Origin of the sequence: Teichococcus aerophilus (assembly GCF_014490485.1) — a bacterium.
Taxonomy (GTDB): Bacteria; Pseudomonadota; Alphaproteobacteria; order Acetobacterales; family Acetobacteraceae; genus Pseudoroseomonas; species Pseudoroseomonas aerophila.
In genome coordinates this window covers 176909-199332 of the sequence record NZ_JACTVA010000004.1, presented here as the reverse complement: position 1 = coordinate 199332, position 22424 = coordinate 176909, and the positions used below count along the sequence as shown (strand labels likewise).

Genomic DNA, 22424 nt, shown 5'->3' with positions numbered 1-22424 from the left:
CGCCGCGCGCCGCCGCGCCGCAGCAGCAGCCCCAGGCCGCCCGCCCCGCCCCGGCCCAGCCGCCGGCCGAGGAAATGGGCCTGGATATCCCGACCTTCCTGCGCCGCCAGAGCAACTAAACAGCGCCGGCCCCGATCCAGGCCAGGATGGCTGCCCAGCAGGGTAGCCATCCTGGCCTTTTTCGATTCTGGGCCCCGCATCGGTCAGCGAAGCGCCAGCGGCGCTGCAGCATGTGTCACACACCGGCATTTCGCTTTGCAGCAATTCAATAAAAACAATGGATTGCAGCGTAATATGCAGAAACAAGCGTTGACTCGCCTGGACACAGGGAGGGTGCCATTTAGGCGGTGGCCGAGGCGTTATGTGTGCGACGGTGTTTCGGCTTGATGAAAGGTCAGAGGCGAGTAATGGACGGTTTTCTTGCAGTTGAGACGGGTCGGCGGACCACGCTGAAGGCACCGATCGGCTGCGTGGGCATCGGCCTGCACTCCGGCCTGCGCGCCAGCCTGACCCTTCGCCCCGCGCCTGCCGGCACCGGCATCGTCTTCCGCCGCACTGATCTCGGCCTGGACCTGCCGGCGCGGTTTGACTGGGTGGGCGATACCCGCCTGTGCACCGCCCTGGTGATGCCGGGCCGTCCCGATGTCCGCATCGGCACGATCGAGCATGTCATGGCTGCCTTCGCCGCCTGCGGCATTGATGACGTCATTGCCGAGGTCGATGGCCCGGAAGTGCCGATCATGGACGGCTCCGCCGCGCCCTTCCTGTTCCTGATCGACTGCGCCGGCAAAACGGACACCATGGTGCCGCGCAGCATCGTCGAAGTGCTCAAGACCGTCCGCGTCACCGAGGGCGAAGGCCCCGACGCCGCCTGGGCCGAGCTGGCGCCGACCGCGACTCCGGGCTTCGAGGCTTCGTTGGCCATCGATTTCGCCAACACCGCCATCGGGCGTCAGGCGCTGACGCTGCGCGTGACGGAGAATTCCTTCCGCGCCCTACTGGCCGATGCCCGCACCTTCACCCGGGCGGAGGACGTGGCGAAGCTGCGCTCCATCGGCCTGGCGCAGGGCGGCAGCCTGGCCAATGCCGTGGTGGTGGATGGCCCGCTGGTGCTGAACCCAGGCGGCCTGCGCCACAGCGACGAGTTCGTGCGCCACAAGCTGCTGGACGTGGTGGGCGACCTGGCGCTGGCTGGCGCCCCGCTTCGCGCCCGCTTCAGTGGCGAGCGGTCCGGCCACGCGCTGAACAACCGCCTGCTGCGCGCCCTGTTCGCCGACGCCACCGCCTGGCGCTGGCAGGACGACGCCCACCTGGACACCGCCATCCCGGCCTTCAGCCGCCAGATGGAACGCGAGACGGTGGCCGCCTGAGACCTTTCGGCGTTGGGCGGGCCCCGCACACATTTGCGTGCCAGGCCCGCCCTTCGCCACGACCGGCGGCCCGTATGGGCGCCGGGCCCAGCATCGGCATAGGGATTTCGGCCCCGCGCGGGTCTTTCAACCGCGCAGTTGTCGCTTCCTCGCCCTTGTCCTGTCTCCCTCTGGTCGCTGCACCTCGCGGCGTGATATAGAGCCGGCGCGATGCGCATCCTTTCCAACCGCTCCCTCCGTCTTTCCCTGTTGCTGGCCGCGCCGCTCTGGCTCGGGGCCTGCAGCCAATGGGATGGCAAAACCGCTTCGCTGACGCCGCGCGCCGAATTGGCCGCGCAGACGCCCGAAGCTCTCTACGCGGCGGGCATGGATGCCCTGAAGCAGGAGCGCTTCCAGGAAGCGAAGGAATTCTTCGATGCGGTGGAGCGGGAACACCCCTACTCCACCTGGGCCACCCAGGCCTCCCTGATGTCGGCCTATGCCGACTACATGCGGAACCGCTATGCCGAAGCGATCGGCGGCCTCAACCGCTTCATCCAGTTGCATCCCGGCCACCGGGACATCGCCTACGCCTATTACCTGCGCGCCCTGAGCTACTACGAGCAGATCGTCGACTCGGAGCGTGACCAGAAGGGCACGGAGCTGGCCCTGGCGCAGTTGCAGGAAGTGGTGAACCGCTTCCCCGACAGCGCCTATGCCCGCGACGCCGCGCTGAAGATCGACCTGGCGCGTGACCACCTGGCCGGCCGGGAAATGACCATCGGCCGCTTCTACCAGAACCGCGGCCTGCCGCAGGCCGCCATCGGCCGCTTCCGCCGCGTGGTGGAAGAGTACCAGACCACCAACCACGTGCCCGAGGCTCTGCACCGCCTGACCGAGATCTACCTCTCGCTCGGCCTGACGGATGAGGCGCGCAAGACCGCCAGCGTGCTGGGCCACAACTACCCCGGTAGCCCCTGGTACCAGGATTCCTACGCGCTGCTGATCGATGGCAGTGAGCCCGCGCCGGGCGACCGCCCCGGCTTCATGCGCCGCAGCCTCAACTGGATCTTCTAACCCATGACCCGGCGAGACACGGCTTCGGCAGCACCGAAGACGATCGCGGGCTGAGGCCAGCGCATGCTCGTCTCGCTGGCGATCCGTGACGTCGTCCTGATCGAGCGGCTGGATCTCAGCCTGGGCTCCGGCCTGACCGTGCTGACGGGCGAGACCGGCGCTGGCAAGTCCATCCTGCTGGACAGCCTGGGCCTAGCCCTGGGGCAGCGGGCGGAAGCCGGTATGGTGCGTGCCGGCCAGCCCCAGGCCTCCGTCGTCGCCAGTTTCCACCTGCCCAACACCCACCCCGCCCTGGCCCTGCTGGCCGAGCAGGGCATCGTGGCCGAGGACGACCTGGTGCTGCGCCGGGTGGTGCAGGCCGATGGCCGTTCCCGCGCCTTCGTCAATGACGACCCGGTGGGCGTCGGCCTGTTGCGCCGGCTGGGCGCGCTGCTGGTCGAGGTCCAGGGGCAGCACGACCAGGTCGGGCTGGCCGACCCCGCCACCCATGCCGGGCTCTTGGACGCGTTCGGCGGGCTGGAAGCCGCGCGCATCGGCGTGGGCGAGGCCTTTCGCGCCTGGCGCAATGCCGAGCGGGAACTGGAAGCCGCACGCGAGGCCATCGCCAGCGCCCAGCGCGATGAGGAATGGCTGCGCCACGCCACCGACGAGCTGGAAACCCTGGCACCGGAGGAAGGCGAGGAAGACTCGCTGGCCGAGGAACGTCAGTCCATGCAGCAGGGGGAGCGCCGGGCGGAAGCCGTGGCCTCGGCCCTGTCCGAACTGCAGCCGCGGGACCGCCGTGGCGGCGGTGGCCCGGCCGCCGCCCTGCGCAATGCCGTGCGGGCGCTGGAGCGCCTGCCCGCCCCGAACGAAGAAGCCGCCCCCGCCATCACTGCCCTCGGCCAGGCGCAGGATGCGCTGGCCGAGGCGGAAGGACTGCTGGAGCGCCTCTCTGCCGGCATCGCCCCCGATCCCCGCCGGTTGGAGCATGTGGAGGAGCGGCTGTTCGCCCTGCGCGCCGCCGGCCGCAAGCACGCCGTCCCCGTGGTCGAGCTGCCGTCGCTGCTGCGCGAGTTGAAGAGCCGCCTCGCCGCCCTGGATGCTGGTGCCGAGCGTGCCACGGCGCTGGAAGCCGCTGCCACCGCCGCCAAGGCGCGCTACCTGGAGGTCGCGCAGTCCCTCTCCGCCACCCGCCGCGCTACCGCCGGCAAGCTGGAGGATGCGGTGGCGCGGGAGTTGAAGCCGCTGAAGCTGGAGCGGGCCCGCCTGCACATCAGCATCGAGCGGAAGGACGAGCGCGGCTGGTCCAGCGAAGGGCTCGACCGGATCATTTTCCTCGTCTCCACCAACCCCGGCCAGAAGCCCGGGCAATTGGACAAGATCGCCTCGGGTGGCGAGCTGTCCCGCCTGATGCTGGCGCTGAAGGTGGTGCTGGCGCGCGGCAGCCCGGTGCCGACCCTGGTATTCGACGAAGTGGATAGCGGCGTCGGCGGCGCCACCGCCGCGGCGGTGGGCGACCGGCTGGCCCGGGTGGCCGAGCGCCTGCAAGTGTTGGTGGTGACCCATAGCCCGCAGGTGGCCGCCCGTGGCGCGCAGCACCTGCGCGTGGCCAAGGGCATCCGCGCGGAGCGGGCCGAAACCCGGGTGGAACCGCTGGACGACGCCGCCCGCCGGGAGGAACTGGCCCGCATGCTGGCCGGCGAGACCGTGACCGAGGCAGCCCGCGCCGCGGCTGATTCGCTGTTGGGCGGATTGGCCTAGAGCGTGATGGCTTGAGGTGGAATCACCGAAAAGCCTGCATCACGCGATCAAGCATGCTCTAGAGAGGCGCGAAGGCCGGGGAAGGAATTCCCCGGACCCCTTCTTTTTCCCTTCGAGTTTTTGCATGGTGGTTGTTGAGAGGTCTGTCTGGTTTGGGGCAGGGCAGATCGCGCAGTAGGTCCAGGACCTCCGGCGACAGCGGGCTCAGCCCTCATCGCCCAGTTTAAATATCATCAGCAGTGCCTGCTCCCGGTCGTGAAGCGTCACACCAACTCGCAGAAGAAAGAAGGGGACCGGGGAATTCCTTCCCCGGCCTTCCTCCCTCAGCGGCGCGCCGAAAGCTGGGCGGCGTAGTTGTCGAAGGTCAGTTCCGAAATGCGGTGCCACAGGCGCATATCGTCGCGGCCTTTGCTCCAGCTGGCGTGGATGGTGGCGAAGTCCGGGTTGCGGGCCACCAGTTCCTTCTCCAGCCCTTCCCAGGTACGGGCGCAGGCGTCCAGCATCTCGCGCGAGAACGGGCGCAGCTTGGTGCCTTGGGAGACGAGGCGGCGCAGCGCGTCCGGATGGCGGGTGTCGTAGCGGGCAACCATCCACTTGGTGGCCTCGCTGCAGGCGGAGCGGATGGCGGCCTGGTAGTGCTTCGGCAGCGCGTTGTACTGCTCGAGGTTGCAGAAGAACTGGGTGTTGGCGGCGCCTTCCCACCAGGCGGGGTAGTAGTAGAAGGGCGCCACGCGGTGGAAGCCCAGCTTCTCGTCATCGACGGGGCCGAGCCATTCCACGGCATCGATCGTGCCGCGTTCCAGCGCCGGGTAGATGTCGCCGCCCGCCAGCTGCTGCGGCACGCCGCCCAGGCGTTCCAGCACCGTGCCGGCCAGGCCGCCGATGCGCATCTTGAGGCCCTTGAGGTCGGCGGAGCCCGGCACTTCCTTGCGGAACCAGCCGCCCATCTGCGCCCCGGTGGAGCCGAGCGGCAGGCCGTACACGTTGAACTTGGCGAAGAAGGTGTTCAGCAGCTCCACCCCGCCGCCCTGATACAGCCAGGCTTCCTGCTGCCGCGTGTTCATGCCGAAGGGCAGGCCGGTGGCAATGGCGAAGGCTTCGTTCTTGCCGGTGTAGAAGAAGCTGGTGGTGTGGGCGCATTCCACGCTGCCGGCCTGCACGGCATCCAGCGCCTGCAGCGGCGGCGTGATCTCGCCGGCCCCGAAGACGCGGATCTGGAACTGGTTGTCGGTCAGCTCCGCCACGATGCGGCTGAATACCTCGCCTGTGCCGTAGATGGTCTCCAGCGACTTGGGGTAGGAGGAGGTCATGCGCCAGCGCAGGGCGGGCTGGCTCTGGGCCAGGGCCGGCACGGCAAGGCCGGTGGTGGCAGCGGTGCCCGCGGCAGCGAGGCCGGCATGGCGGAACAGGGCGCGACGGCGCATGGCATTTCCCGTTATTCTGATCTTGCGCAAGGCATGGCAGGAAGCACAGCATCGCCGCGTTGAACAGGCCGGCTGGCTCAGAATCTTGCGTGCCCAGCCATGCATGAGGGCGGTAGCTTTCCTGGCCGGGCGCGGGCTTCGCAGCGGCGGAGGGCTAGGTCCGTTCAGGTAGCTGCTTCCCACCCGCCGGCACAGGCGTTAGCACCATGCCATGACCGCGCCGCTCCGCTCCCTCCCCGTCGATGACCTGACTGAGGCCCAGGCGGCCGAGGAACTCGCCACCCTGGCCGATGCCATCGCCCAGGCGGATATCGCCTACCACCAGAACGACTCGCCCGAGATCACGGACGCCGAGTACGACGCCCTGCGGCGGCGCAACACGGCCATAGAGGCGCGCTTCCCCGCCCTGAAGCGGGAGGACAGCCCGAGCGAAGCGACCCCCGGCGCCGCCCCGGCCGCCGGCTTCGCCAAGTCCCGCCACGGCACGCCGATGTTGAGCCTGGATAACGCCTTCGGCCCGGACGAATTCCTCGAATTCACCAAGACCATCCGCCGCTTCCTGAAGCTGGGCGAGGAGGAGGTGCTGCGCTTCGTCGGCGAGCCGAAGATCGACGGGCTCTCGGTCAACCTGACCTATGAGGGCGGCCGCTTCGTCCGTGGCGCCACGCGCGGCGACGGCACGGTGGGCGAAGACATCACCCGTAACCTGGAGACGCTGCCGGACGCGTACCTGCCGCGCCGCCTGGCCGCCCCCTTCCCCGACCAGATCGAGATCCGGGGCGAGGTGTTCATGACCAAGGCGGATTTCATCGCCTTCCGGGACGAGCAGGCCCGCCAGCACGAGGAACGCGAGCAGCGGCGCGAGCGCGGCGAAAAGGTGGGGCCGGAGATCCGCATCCCTGCCAACCCGCGCAACGCCGCCGCCGGCTCCCTCCGCCAGCTGGATCCAGAGATCACCGCCCGCCGCCCGCTGAAGCTGTTCGCCTATGCCCAAGGTGCCTCCAGTGCCCCGGTGGCCGAGACACACAGCGAATACCTCAAGACATTGGAGCGCTGGGGGTTCGAGGTGAACCCGCTATCGGAGGTGCTGCGGGACGAGCATGTCGCCGAGGAGTTCCAGAACACCCTCGGCCAGAAGCGCGCCGGGCTGGATTACGACATCGATGGCGTCGTCTACAAACTCGACCGGCTGGACTGGCAGACGCGGCTGGGCTTCGTCGGCCGCACGCCGCGTTGGGCCATCGCGTGGAAGTTCCCCGCCGAACAGGCGACGACGGTGCTGCTGGAAATCCAGATCCAGGTGGGCCGCACGGGGGCGCTGACGCCGCGCGCGGTGATGCAGCCGGTGAATGTCGGCGGCGTCATGGTGCAGCACGCGACGCTGCACAACGAGGACGAGATCGCCCGCAAGGATGTGCGCATCGGCGACACGGTGGTGCTGCAGCGCGCGGGCGACGTGATTCCGCAGATCGTCAGCGTGGTGCTGGAGAAACGCCCGGTGGATGCCAAAGCCTGGGAACCGCTGACGCATTGCCCGGCCTGCGGCAGCCACGCCGTGCGGCCGGAGGGCGAGGTCGTGCGCCGTTGCACCGGCGGGCTGATCTGCCCCGCCCAGACGGTGGAGCGGCTGAAGCACTTCGTCAGCCGCAACGCCATGGATATCGAAGGGCTGGGCGAGGAGAACATCATCGCCCTGCACGATGCCGGTATCGTCAAAAGCCCCGCCGACATCTTCCGGCTGGGCCAGCACGTGGAGGCCATCCGGCAATGGGAAGGCTGGGGCAAGGCGTCGAAGAAGGATTCCAAAAAGCTTACCAACCTGCTGGCGGCGATCGAGGAGCGGCGCGCGCCGGCGTTGGAGCGCTTCATCTTCGGCCTCGGCATCCGCCGCATCGGCGCGCAGAACGCCAAGCTGCTGGCGCGGCACTACCAGACGGTCGAGCAGTGGCGGGAGAAGATGCGCGCCGCCGCCATCGTCGGTTCCGAGGCACGGGAAGAGTTGGGCTCCATCCAGGGCATTGGCCCCTCCATCGCGACGGAGCTGGTGGAGTTCTTCAAGGAACCGCGCAACCTGGCCGCGCTGGACGACCTGCTGGGCGAGGTGAAGCCGCAGCAGGCGGAGAGCTTCGGCGACAGCGACAGCCCCTTCGCCGGCAAGGCCGTGGTCTTCACCGGCACGCTGGAGCACAGCTCCCGCGACGAGGCCGAGGCCATCGCTGACCGGCTGGGCGCCAAGGTGACGAAAAGCGTGTCGAAGAAGACCGATTTCGTCGTGGTCGGCGCCGATGCCGGCTCCAAGGCCAAGAAGGCGGCGGAACTGGAGGTGCGGGTGCTGACGGAAGCCGAATGGCGGCAGATGGCGGGGCTGGGCTAGCGGTACAAACGTAGAGGGCAGGTCAGGGGAAGGAATTCTCCTGAAACCCCATCTTTTTCTGTCAGTTGGCGTTGAGCTCCGGGGCCAGCGGCGGGAGACATGCGGACGATCCTTGGTCGCCAGCGTGCAATATCGGCCTTCAGCCGCCATGGCGTCCGTATGACTGGCTTGGCTGACGCCCCAGCAGCCGCGCCCGAAAAGACCCACAGAAAGAAAAGAAGGGGTCCGGGGAATTCCTTCCCCGGCCTTCCTGCCTCAAGCTGCCTATCCATCCGCCCCAGAACGCCATGACACCGGCTACGAGGGTCAGCCCGCCTCCGCCGCTGCGGCATGGCCGTTGAGCAGAGCTTCCAGCGCCTGACGCAGGATGCCCACCGGATCCCGCCCCTCGCCGGCCGAGACCAGGGCGCGGTGGCTGGCGTTCAGCACCCAATGCCGCGCGCCCGGAAGCAGGGCGGAGGCAACGGGCACCAACCCGTCATTCGGCCCGGCGCCGCGCTTTTCCAGCCACTCGGCCAGCGGCAGGTAGCGGCGGTCCGGCCCCACGGCGCTGTCCCGCTTCACTTGGCTGGCGATGCACAGTACCGGCAGGCTGGCGGTGAGGGCCGCGACCTGCGCCGCGCGCTCCTGCATCCAGGCGGTGCGGACGGCGCTGGTCAGGTCCACCAGCCCGGCACCGCTGCCGACACGCAGCAGCTGCGCCAATTGCCGCGCGATGCCATGGAAGCCCGGGTTGCCCAGCAGCGCATCCGCCACCGGCGAGCCCAGGAACGGCGATTGCAGCGCCAGGAACGCGTCGCACCGCGCTGCTACCCCTGGCCGTAGCAGCGCCGCCAGCGATTCCAGCCCGCCCTTGCTATGGGAGAGCAGCAAGCAGCGCGCCGGGGCGGCCAGGATGGCGCCGGCCAACAGGGTGGCGTTGTCCTCCACCGCGGCGGCGGTGGGCAGCGGCACCACCTGCGCCTCCGCCCCCGAGGCCCGCAGCCAGGCCAGCTGCGTGCCCATGTAGTCGAACCCCACCGGGGCCAACCGAGCGATGGCCTCGCCCGCCAGCCCGTAGGCCAGCAGCACGCGGCGCCCGGCCAGTTCCGGCATCGGTGCCGGCGGCGGTATCACAGCCTGGCGCAAGCCGTCGCCAGCCAGGCGGCGGCCTCGCCCTCCAGCGCCGGGCCGACCTCCGCCAGCACGCGGGCGTGGTAGGCATCGATCCAGGCCCGCTCCACCGGAGAGAGCTGGGGCAGATCGATGAGCCGGCGGTCATAGGGCGCCAGGGTCAGTGTCTCGAACTCCAGGAAGGGCTTGGCCTGGCCGGGCAATTGCGGCGTGGCGCGGGTCAGCAGCAGGTTCTCGATACGGATGCCGTAATGGCCGGGCAGGTAGAAGCCAGGCTCGTTGGAGAGGATCATGCCCTCCCGCAGCGGCACCGGCTTGGCGGCGCGACTGAAGGCCACTGGCCCCTCATGGACCGAGAGGAAGCTGCCGACGCCATGGCCGGTGCCGTGGTCGTAATCCAGCCCGGCATCCCATAGCGGCCGCCGCGCGACCGCATCCAAATGCGGCCCGGCGGCACCCTGGGGAAAGCGCAGGGTAGACAGGGCGATATGGCCGCGCAGCACCCGCGTGTAGCGCTCCATCAGCTCAGCCGGCGGGTCGCCCGGGCCGGTCCAGAGCGTGCGGGTGATGTCGGTGGTGCCGTCGGTGAACTGTGCGCCGCTATCGATCAGGTAGCACTCGTTCGGGCGGATCGGCCGGTCGCTCTCCGCCGAGGCACGGTAGTGGATGACGGCACCGTTTTCTCCCGCGCCGGAAATGGCCGGGAAGCTCTCGGCGCGGAACAGCGGCAGCGCGGTGCGGAAGGCCAGCAGGCGCTCGGCGGCCGAAACCTCGGTCAGCCCGCCCTTGGGGGCTTCGGTGGCGAACCAGTGCAGGAAGCGCGCCATGGCGCCGGCATCGCGCAGATGCGCCGCGCGGGCGCCCTGCTGCTCTACCGGGTTCTTGCAGGCGCGTGGCAGCCGCACCGGGTCCTCCCCATGCGTCAACTTAGCGCCGGCTTCCTGCAGCGTGGCGGCGTACCAGGCGGGGGTGAGGTCCGGGTCCACCCGCACGGTGCGGCCGCCGAGCGCGGCCAGCGACTCCGCCAGCGCGGCAGGCGGGTGGACGGAGACGTGGTTGCCCATGTGCTCCCGCGTCGCTGGGCCCAGCTTGGCCGGCTCCATGAACAGGTCCACCTGGCCGTTGGCGTGCAGCACGGCGCTGCCCAGCGCCAGCGGGGTATGGGCCAGGTCACCGCCCCGGATGTTCAGCAGCCAGGCGACGGAGTGGGCATCGGCCAGGATGGCGGCGTCCTCCCCGGCATCGTTTAGCGCCTGGGCGGCGGCGGCGCGCTTCTCCTCGCTGGAGAGGCCGGCATATTCCGCCGGCTGCGGCACGGCGGCGGCCTGGGGCGGCGCCGGGCGGTGCCGCCAGATGTCGTCGATCGGGTTGGCCGCCAGCGGCACCAGCACGGCACCGGTATCGGCCAGCCGGTCGATGGCGGCCTGCGGATGCAAGCGGGGGTCGTAGCCGATCCGCAGCCCGGCGGCGTGCTCCGCCAGCCACTCATGCGGCGGCTGCTCGATCAAGTGGCGGCGTTCCCACAGCGCCGGGTCGGTCTGCGCCGCCACCTGGGTGGTGTAGCGCCCGTCGGTGAACACGGCCGCGCGATTGGCCAGGACGATCGCCATGCCCGCAGAGCCGGTAAAACCCGTCAGCCATGCGAGACGCTCAGAGCTAGGCGGAACATACTCGCCCAGGAATTCGTCACTGCGCGGAATCAGCACCCCATCCACGCCCAGGCCCGGGAGGCTCTGCCTCAGCGCGACCAAATGCTGCGTGGAAGCTCCCGGATGTGTCATGTTTGTGAGGTTCCCGTTAAAGACATGTTTCCACAGGTATCAATGCGCACGGCGCATGTCTGCGTCTTGGGCGCGGCGCTACTCCAGCGCCAGCAAAGGAGTATCTATGCCGCACCGCAAGAGGGCGGGTGGCCACGGCAACAGCCGGAGCCGCTGACCACCCTGAAGCGATATTGGAACACAGACAAATGGACGCCCGGTTCACCACCTCCTCCGCCAACGCTGCCGCCATCGAGCTCGTCCGCCAGGACGCCATTCGTGAGCGTGACGCGAAGATCGGCCAGTGGTTCCGCAATGCTTTCCGCGCAATCGCCGAGTACCCGCGCCGCCGCCGCGTGATGGACGAACTGTCGATGCTGACCGACCGCGAGCTGGCCGATATCGGCCTGAGCCGCGGTGACATCCGCCGCGTGTTCGACATGCAGCAGGAAGAGCAGCGCCCCACCGCCACCATCCACACGCTGCCGAAGGCCCCCAAGGGCCAGACGGAAGTGACCTTCCAGTCGAGCCGCATCGCGGCCTGAGTTTTTTCTGGCTCTGCACGCAACCTCGGACTTGCGCCGAGGTTGTTCATGCAGAGACCAGTTACCGAGGCGGCGCTCCTCACTACTCCCCCTCCCCCCAACGCCGTTTCGGTTTGATCGCCCCGCTGCCCCTTACCCCGGGCAGCGGGGCGATCCCCCTTTTGGGGGTCCGCTTCGGGGAGGCTTCCTCTTCAGCGCTTCCGCAGCACCAGGGCCGACCAATGCCCCTGGTCGATCCGCCGTTCCAACACCAGCCCGGCGCGGCGATGCGCGGCCAGCACCATGCGCACCTGCGTCCCCAGCAGCCCGGCCAGGATGGCGGTGCCGCGCGGCGCCAGATGGTCCGCCAGGTCCTTCGCCATCGAGCAGAGCGGGCGCGCCAGGATATTGGCGAAGACCAGGTCGTAGCGCCCGCCATGCACCGCCGGGTGCCGCCAGCCATCGGCCAGCTTGGCGCGGATCTGGTTGCGCAGGCCGTTCGCCACCGCGTTGTCGGCGGTGATACGCACGGACCACGGCTCGATATCCGTGGCCAGCACCGGGCGCTTCAGCTGCTTCGCCGCCGCCATGGCCAGGATGCCGGAGCCGGTGCCGATATCCAGGATGCGGCGCGGGCGCCGGTGCGCCATGCCCTCGAACCCGATCAGGCAACCGCGCGTCGAGCCATGCTCGCCCGAGCCGAAGGCGAGACCCGCATCCAGCTTCAGCACGACCTTCCCGTAGGTCACCGGGTCCGCCACATGGCTAGGGCGGATGACGAAGCGGCCGCCGATCTCCTGCTCCGGGAAGGCTTCCACGGTGCGGGCCAGCCAGCCATCGGCCTCCACCGGCGCCCGCAATAGCTCCGGCTGCTCGATGCCGGTAACGGCGCTGGCCAGGAACAGGGCGGGGATCAGCTCCTCGTCACCGACGCCGACCTCGCGCACCGCTTCCAGGCGCCACGTGTCGGTCGGGTCGTCCTTGAAGTAGCCAACGGTCAGGCAAACGGTCTGCAACGCCGATTCGAAGGCGGGCACGGCGTGCTCGGGCAGCCCGTCCAGAGTCAGCGTCTCCAGCAGCTGCGGGTGACGGCGGTTGGTGACGCCCTGGTTCATTAGGCTTTTTCCACAAAGGTATCGATGACGCGCTTGCGGCCGGCATGCTCGAACTCGACGTCCAGCTTGCTATCGTCCACGGCCATTACGCGCCCATAGCCGAATTTCTGGTGAAACACCCGCTGCCCAACTGGCATGGAAGCCGTGCGCGCCGGGCGCTGCGCCACTTCCCACGCCCCGGCCTCGATCACGCGCGGCTTGCGTGACACCAGCGGGAACTGGCCGGCGAAGGCAGAAGGCTGGTTGGCCATGCGGGTGCGGTGCGCGCCCGCGCCGCCCTCCCGCAACACATGCTCTTCCGGCAACTCATCCAGGAAGCGGCTGGGCACGGCGCTGGACCAGTTGGCGTAGATGCGCCGGTTGGCGGCGTGGCTGATGATCGCCTTCTGCCGCGCCCGGGTGATGCCGACGTAAGCCAGCCGCCGCTCTTCCTCCAGCCCCTTGTCGCCGCTCTCATCCAGCGCGCGCTGGTGGGGGAACAGGCCTTCCTCCCAGCCGGGCAGGAATACCATGTCGAATTCCAGGCCCTTGGCGGCGTGCAGCGTCATCAGGCTGACGCGGTCGGCCTCGGCGTTCTCGTCCGTCTCCATGACCAGGGCGACGTGTTCAAGGAAGCCGGCCAGGGTCTCGAATTCACCCAGCGCCCGCAGCAATTCCTTCAGGTTTTCCAGGCGCCCGGCGGCCTCGGGCGACTTGTCCTGCTTCCACATGTCGGTGTAGCCGGATTCCTCCAGCATGGTGGCGGCGACCACCACATGCCCTTCCGCCGGCAACTGGGCGCGCCAGCGTGCGAAGCCTTCCAGCAACTCGTGCAGCGACTGCTTCGCCTTGGCGCGCAGCGCGCCGGTCTCGATCATCCGCCATGCGGCGCTGACCAGCGGCTTGCCTTCGCGCCGCCCCAGCTCATGCATGGCGCGGATGGCGGTGTCGCCCAACCCGCGCTTCGGCTGGTTGACGATGCGCTCGAAGGCCAAATCGTCGGCCGGCTGGTTCACCACGCGCAGATAGGCCATCGCGTCGCGGATTTCCGAACGCTCGTAGAATTTCTGCCCGCCGACCACGCGGTAGGGAATGCCCAGCGTGATCAAGCGCTCCTCGAACGCCCGGGTCTGGGAGCCGGTGCGGACCAGGATGGCGATCTCGGAGAGCTTGTGGCGCCGCCGTTGCGCCTGCTCGATCCGCTCGCCCACCATCCGGGCCTCTTCCTCCGAGTCCCAAAGGGAGATGACACTGACGGGGTCGCCCTCGGCATCGTTGCGGCCGGGGCGCAGCGTCTTGCCGAGACGGCCGTTATTCTGCGCGATCAGCCCGGCGGCGGCGCCCAGGATCGGCCTCGTAGAACGGTAATTGGCCTCCAGCCGCACGATGGTCGCGCCGGGGAAGTCCTTTTCGAAACGCAGGATGTTCTCGATCTCGGCCCCGCGCCAGGAATAGATCGACTGGTCGTCGTCGCCGACGCAGCAGATGTTGCGCTCGGCCGGATTCTCCCGCTGGGCCAACAGGCGCAGCCACAGATACTGGACGGTGTTGGTGTCCTGGTACTCGTCCACCAGGATGTAGCGGAACATGCGGTGGTAGTTGGCCAGCACGTCCGGCCGGGTGCGCAGGATCTCGGTCACATGCAGCAGCAGGTCGCCGAAATCGGCGGCGTTCACCGCCTTCAGCCGTTCCTGGTACTGCGCGTAGAGGCCACGGGCGCGGCCATTGGCGAAGTCCACATCCTCGGCATCCGTCACGCGGTCCGGCGTCAGGCCGCGGTCCTTCCAGCGCTGGATGGCGCCCATCAGGTTCTGCGGCGTCCAGCGCTTCGTATCGATGTTCTCGGCGGCCATGATCTGCTTCAGCAGCCGCATCTGGTCGTCGGTATCGAGGATGGTGAAGTTGCTGGTCAGCCCGACCAGCTCCGCGTGCCGCCGCAACATGCGCGCGCACAGCGCGTGGAAGGTGCCCAGCCACAGCCCTTCCGCCGGCTGGCCCAGGATGGAGGCGACGCGCTCCCGCATCTCCTTCGCCGCCTTGTTGGTGAAGGTGACGGCCAGCACCTGATTGGGGAAGGCACGCCGGCTCATCAGGATATGGGCGAATCGGGTGGTCAGCACGCGGGTCTTGCCGGTGCCGGCGCCGGCCAGCACCAGCAGCGGGCCGTCCACCGTCTCGACGGCGGCGCGCTGCTCGGGATTCAGGCGGGTGAGATAGTCGCTCATGTTACCGGCAGGCCCCCACGGATTCGGCGGCGCAGCGCCTCTGACCATCAACCCAAAGCGCGCCATCCAGCTGCACGCCCAGCATGTCCGCGCCGCCCAGCTCGGCCCCCGTCAGGTTGGCACCGCGCAGGTCGGCACGGAAGAAGCGCGCCTGCCGCAGATCGGCCCCGGAGAGGTCGGCGTCCCGCAGCACGGCGCGGGTGAAATCGGCCCCGCGCATGACGGCGCGGGAGAGGTCCGCGCCTGTCAGGTCGGCGGAGGTGAAGCGCACCTCCGGTGCCTCGGCCTGCACCAGCTTGGCGCCCGGCAGGCGGGCGCGGACGAAGCTGGTATCCCGCAGCACCGCCCCGGTCAGGTCGGCGCCCGTTAGGTCCCGCCCGTCCTGCAGGCAGCGGCGCCAGTCCACCCCGGGCGCGGCGGAATCCACGCATGCGGCTGCCGCCGGGCCCATGGCCAGCAGCATCACCACGGGAAAGGCCAGGAGGGTCGCCAGGAAGGGAATCACGCCAGGGATATAGAACGGGAAGCGAACGCGGCCAACCTCCGTCCGGCTACACCTCCGCCCCCGCATGTCCGTAATTTCACCTGATGCGGGCTGAACGGCCAGGGCACCGGTGCGTTTTCAGTACGGACGGCCAACAAGACCGCCCCGTATCAAGAGGATCGAACGATGACAGTTCGCAGCTTGCCGGCCCTGGCCCTGCTGGCCACCCTGTCCATCGCCGGCGGCGCGACGGGCGCCCTGGCCGCCGAGCCGGCTGGCGCGATGCCGCCGCCACACGCACAGTCCCAGATGCATCGCGGCCAGGCGCCGCATGCCCGCGCGCCGATGCACCACCAGCGCCAGGGCCAGGGCCAGGGCCAGCGCATGGCCAGTCAGGGCGGCGCCGCCACCTCGGCTGACCAGCTGAACGCGCAGAGCCTGGAGCGCGCCCGGATGGGAGAGAACTCCCCCAACGGTGCGGCCGATACCACGGGCAACCTGAACCGGATGAGCGGACAGGATGCACGGGACAACATGAATACCGGCCGCGATCCCCTCGTCCCGTTCCGCTGAGGCGCCGTGAGAGCATGGCGCGTTCACATCCGTTCACGCACCATGCTCGACACCTTTGTCTGACCGCGTGATTCAGGCTCTTCGGCGATCCCGCTATAAGCCGTCACGCGCAAGGCGGGAGAGCTGGGGAAGGCACGCCCCGGAACCCGCCTGACCGATCCGCCCGTCCACCATGCGGCCAGAACGACGAAAGCCGGGGATTGCTCCCCGGCCTTCGCCTGATGCCCTAAATAGAAGCAATGGCAGGCGGAGGGTGTGCCCCGCCCTGCCCTTCGCCTCACTCCGCCTTGCGCGGCCTTACGCCCAGGATATGGGCGATGGCGTAGCTCAGGTCGGCCCGGTTCAGCGTGTAGATGTGGAATTCGTCCACGCCATTGGCCTGCAGCAGGCGCACCTGCTCCGCCGCCATGGAGGCAGCGACCATCCGGCGGGTGTCCGGGTCGTCGTCCAGCCCGTCGAACAGATGGCCCATCCAGTCCGGCACGGCGGTGCCGCACATGCCGGAGAACTTTTTCACCTGGGTGAAGTTGGACACCGGCAGGATGCCCGGCACGATCGGCACGGTGATGCCGGCGGCCAGGGCCCGGTCCAAGAATCGCAGATAGACATCGGTATCGAAGAAGTACTGTGTGATGGCGCGGGTGGCCCCGGCGTCGATCTTGCGCTTGAGGTTGTCCAGGTCCGCCTCGGGCGAAGACGCGGCCGGATGCGTCTCTGGATAGGCAGCGACCGAGATCTCGAAGTCGCCGATGCGCTTCAGGCCGGCCACCAGGTCGGACGCATAGGCGTAGCCTTCCGGGTGCGGCACGTAGTTGGCCTCACCACCCGGTGCGTCGCCGCGCAAGGCGACGATGTGGCGCACCCCGGCATCCCAGTAACGGCGGGCGACGTCATCCACCTCGCCCGCGCTGGCGCCGACGCAGGTCAGGTGGGCGGCGGGGGTCAGCGCCGTCTCCCGCGCCAGCTTCGCCACCGTGGCGTGGGTACGTTCCTGCGTGGTGCCGCCCGCGCCATAGGTGACGGAGACGAAGCGCGGTGCCAGGGGCTCCAGCCGCCGGACGCAGGACCAGAGCTGCTGCTCCAGCGCCTCGGTCCGCGGTGGGAAGAATTCGAAGGACAGCGCCGGCACGGGCATGGCGTTGCCTTGCGGCAGGCTGGCGACGCGCGGGCCGGTCAGCCAGCGCCCCAGGGTACCGCCGCTGGCGGCGCCGGCGGGCGTCCCGTTGGTGGGAGCGGTGTCGTGCCCGGAAGGGGCGTCGGCGAAATGGTTCATGATGACCATACTCTAGGCGAAGCGCGGCGGAAGTTGAACGGGGCGCTTTGATGGCCGGCGCATTGCCGGAGAGTTTCCGGGCTGTCAGGCACGGATGGGCTTGAGCGCGGCCAGGGGCACCCATTATATTTACGTGCGGGTACGTATATAAACAGTTTCCGAACGGCCCGGCGGCACATTATAGGTTGTAGTGACAAACTTTGGTGGCTGGCGGATTGTTATGGCCACGCCTTCACGCTGCCCCTGCAGGATTCAGCCAAGCCCATGCTCTCCCTCCGTCGCTCCTCCCTGCTGCTGGCCGGCCTCCTGGTCGTGTCCGCCTGCGCCACCCGCCCCCCGGCCGATGAGCCGGAGGCCGTGGCGGAGTTCGAGCAGACCAACGATCCGCTGGAGCCGTTCAACCGCACCATGTTCGCGGTCCATAACGGCATCGATACCGTCGTGCTGCGTCCCGCCGCCAAGGTGTATGAAACGGTGCTGCCGCAGCCGGTCCGCACCGGCGTGGGCAACGTGCTGTCCAACCTGCGCAGCCCCGTCGTCGCCGTGAACGACCTGCTGCAGGGCAATCCGGACCGCCTGCTGGTGACGGTGGGCCGCTTCATGATCAACACGACCTTCGGCCTGGGTGGCATCTTCGACGTTGCCGGCGCCACCGGCATGCCGGGCCATAGCGAGGATTTCGGCCAGACCCTGGCGACCTGGGGCGTGGGCGAAGGCCCCTACCTGTTCATCCCGGTGCTGGGCCCCAACAACCCGCGTGACCTGGTGGGCCGCGGCGCCGACGTGGCGGCCGATCCCCTCACCTGGATCCTCGCCAACAACGGCAACACCGCGGAAAACCTGGGCTACGCCCGGCTGGGCCTGACCATCCTGGATGCCCGCGCCAACCTGCTCGACACCGTCGATGCGGTGAACGAGACCAGCCTGGACCCTTACGCGACCTTCCGCAGCGCGTACCGCCAGAACCGTAACCAGCAGATCCGCAATGCGGGTGAGCTGCCCTCCACCGCCGGCCCGCTGGCCCGCCGCGCGCAGCCCGGCAATGCCGCGGCCGCAGAGCCGGATGCCGGAACCGGCGCCCTCCAGCCGCGTTGAAGCGTCACACCGGCTGAACAGAATGAGATATCAACGGATGAACCGCCGTACCCTGCTGGCCAGCGCGCTGGCCGCCCCCTTCGCGCTGACCGCGCTTGGCCACTTCGCCGTGCCCGCGGCGCATGCCGAGATCGACATCAACACCGCCGCCCAGTTCGTCCAGACCACCGGGCAGGATCTGGTGGGCGTGCTCAACTCCAACCAGCCGGTGGCCGTGCGCCGCCAGCAGGTGGCCGCCGTGCTGCGCAAGGCCGTGGATGTGGACGGCGTCGGCCGCTTCATCCTGGGCCGCTGGTGGCGCGTGGCCACCCCGGCCGAGCAGCAGGAATACATGAAGCTGTTCGAGGAGACGTTGATCCGCAACCTGTCCGCCCGCTTCGGCGAGTATCAGGGCGTGCGCTTCAGCCTGGGCCGCAGCCAGCAGCGCACCGAGGACGATGCGCTGGTCAACACCACCATCGAGCGTCCGAACAGCGCCCCCTTCAGCCTCGACTGGCGCGTCGGCGAGGTCGGCGGCCAGCCGCGCGTCGTGGACGTGATTGCTGAGGGCACCTCCCTGCGCCTGACCCAGCGTAGCGAGTATTCGGCCGTGATCAGCCGCAATGGCGGCCAGGTCGCCGCTCTGCTGGACGCGATGCGCCGGCAGATCGCCGCCCTGGCGGCGCGCGAGACGCGTTGACGCCGTGATCGTCGCGGGCCGTCCCGGCCCGCTTCGTGCCTGTGCCATGACGTTCGCTGCAAGGCCCGACGGCGGATACGCCGGAAGGCCCGCAGCACATGGCCTGCCTGCCCTGACCCTTCCTCACCCAGGGTGGGCAGCGCCGGGGCCCCTATCCCCGGCGCTTCAGGATAGCGTGGATCATCCGCCCATCCAGGCTGTGGAAGACCCGGCGGTCGGCGCATTCCGCCGCCGGGACCCGCCCTAGCAGCACCTCCACCTCGCGCACGGAGCGCCAGGTCGGGGTCACATCCATGAACACTTCCATCCAGGCCGCTTCGGTCGGCGCTTCCGCCGGCGCGCACAGCGCCAGCCGCCCGCCCGGCTTCAGCACGCTGAAGGCGGCGGCGATCAATTCCGACGTGGCGGGAATGTCCCAGCCTTCCGGCAGCGCCGGCAGGCAGATCAGGTCGAAGCACCCGCGCCCATAGGGCCGGCGGGCGAAGCCGCGCAGCGAGCAGCGCAACGGCTGTAACGGCAGGCCGGCGGGCAGGCCGTTGCGCATGGTGCCGCGACGGCTGGCATCCAGCTCGACCACCGCCCAGCGGCGCAGGCTGGCGGGGGCGCCGAGGCCCCAGGCTTCCCGCAGATGTCCAGCCCCCAGCGTCAGCAGCTCCGCCTGCGGGTGCTCCAGCGCCACCGCATCCGCCACGCGGCCCAGATAAGCGTCGCGGTGGCCGAGAGCCGCCATCCAGCCAAAGCTGCGGCTGGCCGCGAACAGGTCCCGCCCGGCGCGGGAAGTGCCGTTCACCAGCGCCTCCGCCTCCGGGTAGCCCATCAGCAGGTCCCGTACCACGGCGTCCGGCTTGCCGGCGTGGAAGACCAGCGGGTCTTCCCGCATGAGGCGGTTGATCGGGTGGGCGCGCAGCATGGCGCGGATGTCCAGCCAGTCCTGACGGTCATGGCCTTCGCGCAACTGACGGCATAGCCCGACCAGTTCGCCGAGCGCCATTGGCGCCCAGCCCGGTTCCCAGGCCAGATCCACGAGCCGGTCCAGTTCCTGCAGCAACGCTTCCGCGTACCAGGGGACTGCCCGCAAGGACTGCGTCGTGACGTCGTACATCTGCGCCGCTCCACTCCCACACAATCGTTATCTCGTTCGTCATCAAAGGCGCATCCCCCAAATGGGGGACGTGTCATCCAGCAAAACTGATAAAAGTTAAGGCAGAGGCTGCTCAAGCTGAGGGCAAACACCGTAGCGTTGCCTTTGTGTCCAGGCGAGGGCGAATTGGTGCGGCGTTTGCATGGCGCCCCGGGACACGGGGGGTGTTGCCATTGCAGGCGAATGTCGAGCTCATCAACGTCACCAAACGCTATGGCGGCGGTGCCCTGGCGGTGGACAGCGTATCCCTGGCCATTCCCTCGGGCAGCTATTGCTGCCTGCTCGGTCCCTCCGGCTGCGGCAAGACCAGCACGCTGCGGATGATCGCCGGGCATGAGGAGATCAGCGAGGGAGACGTGCTGATCGGCGGCCGCAACGTCACCGGCCTGCCTCCGGTGCAGCGTGGCACCGCCATGATGTTCCAGAGCTACGCGCTGTTCCCCCACCTGACGGCGCTGGAGAACGTGGCCTTCGGCCTGCGGATGCGCGGCGTCGCCAAGGCGGAGCGGCTGCGCCAGGCCGACCGGTTCCTGGACCTGGTGCAGCTGGGTGGTATGGCCAGCCGCCTGCCGAGCCAGCTTTCCGGCGGCCAGCAGCAGCGCGTGGCCCTGGCCCGCGCGCTGATCACCCACCCCAAGGTACTGCTGCTGGATGAGCCGCTCTCGGCCCTCGACCCCTTCCTGCGCACCCAGATGCGGGAAGAGCTGAAGCGCCTGCAGCGGGAACTGGGCATCACATTCGTCCACGTCACCCATGGGCAGGACGAGGCGATGGCGCTCTCCGACATCGCGGTGGTGATGCAGGGCGGCCGTATCGCCCAGGCCGCCCCGCCGCGCGAGATTTTCGAGAAGCCGGCCACCGCCTTCGTCGCCCGCTTCATCGGCGGCCACAACGTGCTGGCGCTGCCCGGCGGCCGCTTCGCCGTGCGGACGGATCGCTGCCGGCTGTTGCCTGCCGGGCAGTTGCCGGGGCTGGTCAGCGCCATCGAGTACCAGGGCGCCGCCGTGCGCGTGGTGGTGGCCGCCAATGACGGCCAGACCGCCGAGGCGCTGCTGCCCGATGCCGTGTTCCACGCCGCCCCGGTCGAACCCGGCGCGGCCGTCACCCTGGGCTGGGATGCGGCCGACGCCCACCCCCTGCCCGACGCTGCCTGAACCAGAAGAAGAGGATCGCGGACATGACCAAGACCACCATCACCCGTCGTGGCGCCCTGGCGCTGGGCGGCGCGGCGTTGGGCAGCGGTGCCATCACCGGCTTCCCCACCCTGTGGGCGCAGAACATCCGTGACATCACGCTGCGCCAGGTCGGCACCGGCGTCTCCGGCCTCAATGCCATCGCGGAGCAGGTGAAGAAGGATCTCGGCTTCACGCTGCAACTGACCATCGGCGATACCGATGCCGTGGCGCAGCGCGCAGCCACCCAGGCGCGCGCCTTCGACGTCGCCGACATCGAGTATTTCAGCATCAAGAAGGTGTTCCCGACCGGCGTGATGCAGCCGATCGAGGTCTCCAAGATCAAGCTGGCCGACAAGCTCGTGCCCATCTTCACCAGCGGCAAGCTGACGCCGACGACGACGCCCGGCCAGGGCACCGCGCCGCACACGGTGGGCTATGTGGAAGGCGCCACCTCCACCAAATTCGCCGCGGCACCGACGGGGTGGATGACGCTGCTGCCCACCATCTACAACGCCGATACGCTGGGCATCCGCCCGGACCTGGTGGGCCGGCCGATCCGCAACTGGCGGGACCTGGTGGACCCGGCCTTCAAGGGCAAGGCCTCCATCCTCAACATCCCCGGCATCGGCATCATGGATGCGGCGATGGTGATGGAGAGCCTTGGCCAGATCACTTACGGCGACAAGGGCAACATGACCCGCGCCGAGATCGACAAGACCATCGCCTTCCTGATCGAGCAGAAGCGCGCCGGGCAGTTCCGCGCCTTCTGGAAGTCCTTCGATGAGAGCGTCAACCTGATGGCCTCGGGCGAGGTGGTGATCCAGTCCATGTGGTCCCCGGCCGTGGCCGCCGTGCGGTCCCGCAACATCGCCTGCACCTACCAGCCGCTGGAGGAAGGCTACCGCGCCTGGGGCTCCGGCCTCGGCCTCGCCAAGCACCTGACCGGGCTGCAGCGCGATGCCGCCTACGAGTACCTGAACTGGTACCTCTCCGGCTGGGTCGGCGCCTATCTGAACCGCCAGGGCTACTACTCGGCGGTGCTGGAGACGGCGAAGGCCAATATGAGCGAGAATGAGTGGGGCTACTGGATGGAAGGCAAGGCTGCCACCGCCCCCATCATGTCCCCCGACGGCAAGGAGATGGAGAAGGCCGGCGCGGTGCGCGACGGCGGCGCCTTCGCCGACCGCATGGGCAAGGTGGTGTGCTGGAACTCGGTGATGAACGAGGACCGCTACATGGTCCAGAAATGGAACGAGTTCATCGCTGCCTGAGGCATCGATGCCGCGACCATCATCTTCCGTCCGGGCGCGCCGCCCGGACG

General features: G+C 69.0%; 18 protein-coding genes. 10 read left to right on the top strand and 8 right to left on the bottom strand.

The genetic code is table 11. From position 1 onward, the window contains the following. Window positions 1-407 precede the first annotated feature (407 nt). The 3 genes from lpxC (at window position 408) to recN (ending at window position 4169) form a co-directional block, all read left to right on the top strand. On the top strand, window positions 408-1370 hold the full coding sequence (gene lpxC, locus IBL26_RS04425) for a UDP-3-O-acyl-N-acetylglucosamine deacetylase (protein WP_187783234.1): 963 nt from the start codon (window positions 408-410) through the stop codon (window positions 1368-1370). Between the two features lie 210 nt (window positions 1371-1580). Beyond that, a complete protein-coding gene (locus IBL26_RS04420; RefSeq protein WP_187783233.1) occupies window positions 1581-2426 on the top strand; it encodes an outer membrane protein assembly factor BamD in 846 nt (281 codons plus the stop codon). 63 nt (window positions 2427-2489) lie between these two features. Beyond that, entirely contained in the window at window positions 2490-4169 is a 1680-nt protein-coding gene (gene recN, locus IBL26_RS04415) for a DNA repair protein RecN (protein ID WP_187783232.1), read from the top strand. A 323-nt stretch (window positions 4170-4492) separates the two neighbouring features. Here recN and IBL26_RS04410 read toward each other — a convergent pair whose 3' ends face one another. Next, window positions 4493-5593 (bottom strand): TRAP transporter substrate-binding protein, encoded by a 1101-nt coding sequence (locus IBL26_RS04410; protein ID WP_187783231.1) that lies wholly within the window; start codon window positions 5591-5593, stop codon window positions 4493-4495. Window positions 5594-5804: 211 nt separating this feature from the next. On the opposite strand from IBL26_RS04410, the gene ligA reads away from it, so the two are divergent. After that, window positions 5805-7967 carry an NAD-dependent DNA ligase LigA gene (gene ligA, locus IBL26_RS04405; RefSeq protein ID WP_187783230.1) on the top strand — a complete coding sequence of 721 codons (2163 nt, stop codon included), beginning with the start codon at window positions 5805-5807 and terminating at the stop codon, window positions 7965-7967. Between the two features lie 306 nt (window positions 7968-8273). On the opposite strand, the gene IBL26_RS04400 is transcribed toward ligA, so the two are convergent. Both IBL26_RS04400 and IBL26_RS04395 read right to left on the bottom strand, forming a co-directional pair. Further along, window positions 8274-9095, bottom strand: coding sequence for a hypothetical protein (locus IBL26_RS04400; RefSeq protein WP_187783229.1), 822 nt, complete (start codon window positions 9093-9095; stop codon window positions 8274-8276). Next, a complete protein-coding gene (locus IBL26_RS04395; protein ID WP_187783228.1) occupies window positions 9080-10861 on the bottom strand; it encodes an aminopeptidase P family protein in 1782 nt (593 codons plus the stop codon). Before IBL26_RS04395 ends, IBL26_RS04400 begins: the two co-directional genes overlap by 16 nt. Window positions 10862-11049: 188 nt before the next feature. Between IBL26_RS04395 and IBL26_RS04390 the strand changes: the two genes are divergently transcribed. Further along, complete coding sequence (locus IBL26_RS04390) at window positions 11050-11385, top strand: DUF1127 domain-containing protein (RefSeq protein ID WP_187783227.1); 336 nt, start codon at window positions 11050-11052, stop codon at window positions 11383-11385. A 191-nt stretch (window positions 11386-11576) separates the two neighbouring features. Here the strand turns inward: IBL26_RS04390 and IBL26_RS04385 are convergent, their stop codons facing one another. The 3 genes from IBL26_RS04385 to IBL26_RS04375 are packed head-to-tail and all read right to left on the bottom strand — an operon-like array spanning window position 11577 to window position 15188. Further along, window positions 11577-12479 carry a 50S ribosomal protein L11 methyltransferase gene (locus tag IBL26_RS04385; protein WP_187783226.1) on the bottom strand — a complete coding sequence of 301 codons (903 nt, stop codon included), beginning with the start codon at window positions 12477-12479 and terminating at the stop codon, window positions 11577-11579. Next, window positions 12479-14683: an ATP-dependent helicase gene (locus tag IBL26_RS04380; protein WP_187783225.1), complete on the bottom strand. Its 2205-nt coding sequence runs from the start codon at window positions 14681-14683 to the stop codon at window positions 12479-12481. Before IBL26_RS04380 ends, IBL26_RS04385 begins: the two co-directional genes overlap by 1 nt. A gap of 1 nt (window position 14684) precedes the next feature. Continuing rightward, the gene (locus IBL26_RS04375) at window positions 14685-15188 is read right to left on the bottom strand and encodes a pentapeptide repeat-containing protein (protein ID WP_367615369.1); all 504 of its coding nucleotides are present in this window, start codon (window positions 15186-15188) and stop codon (window positions 14685-14687) included. Between the two features lie 165 nt (window positions 15189-15353). On the opposite strand from IBL26_RS04375, the gene IBL26_RS04370 reads away from it, so the two are divergent. Beyond that, the gene (locus tag IBL26_RS04370; RefSeq protein WP_187783223.1) at window positions 15354-15740 is read left to right on the top strand and encodes a hypothetical protein; all 387 of its coding nucleotides are present in this window, start codon (window positions 15354-15356) and stop codon (window positions 15738-15740) included. A 277-nt stretch (window positions 15741-16017) separates the two neighbouring features. Here IBL26_RS04370 and metF read toward each other — a convergent pair whose 3' ends face one another. Next, a complete protein-coding gene (gene metF, locus IBL26_RS04365; protein WP_456316400.1) occupies window positions 16018-17013 on the bottom strand; it encodes a methylenetetrahydrofolate reductase [NAD(P)H] in 996 nt (331 codons plus the stop codon). 264 nt (window positions 17014-17277) lie between these two features. Here metF and IBL26_RS04360 point away from each other — a divergent pair, with 264 nt between their 5' ends. Together IBL26_RS04360 and IBL26_RS04355 are read left to right on the top strand one after the other, a co-directional pair. Continuing rightward, window positions 17278-18108: an MlaA family lipoprotein gene (locus IBL26_RS04360; protein ID WP_187783222.1), complete on the top strand. Its 831-nt coding sequence runs from the start codon at window positions 17278-17280 to the stop codon at window positions 18106-18108. A 37-nt stretch (window positions 18109-18145) separates the two neighbouring features. Further along, the gene (locus IBL26_RS04355) at window positions 18146-18787 is read left to right on the top strand and encodes an MlaC/ttg2D family ABC transporter substrate-binding protein (protein ID WP_241748982.1); all 642 of its coding nucleotides are present in this window, start codon (window positions 18146-18148) and stop codon (window positions 18785-18787) included. Between the two features lie 151 nt (window positions 18788-18938). On the opposite strand, the gene IBL26_RS04350 is transcribed toward IBL26_RS04355, so the two are convergent. Then, a complete protein-coding gene (locus IBL26_RS04350) occupies window positions 18939-19889 on the bottom strand; it encodes a hypothetical protein (protein WP_187783220.1) in 951 nt (316 codons plus the stop codon). A 203-nt stretch (window positions 19890-20092) separates the two neighbouring features. Here IBL26_RS04350 and IBL26_RS04345 point away from each other — a divergent pair, with 203 nt between their 5' ends. Together IBL26_RS04345 and IBL26_RS04340 are read left to right on the top strand one after the other, a co-directional pair. Further along, entirely contained in the window at window positions 20093-21082 is a 990-nt protein-coding gene (locus IBL26_RS04345) for an ABC transporter ATP-binding protein (protein ID WP_456316399.1), read from the top strand. Between the two features lie 23 nt (window positions 21083-21105). Next, complete coding sequence (locus IBL26_RS04340; RefSeq protein WP_187783219.1) at window positions 21106-22374, top strand: ABC transporter substrate-binding protein; 1269 nt, start codon at window positions 21106-21108, stop codon at window positions 22372-22374. The last annotated feature ends 50 nt before the right edge of the window (window positions 22375-22424 follow it).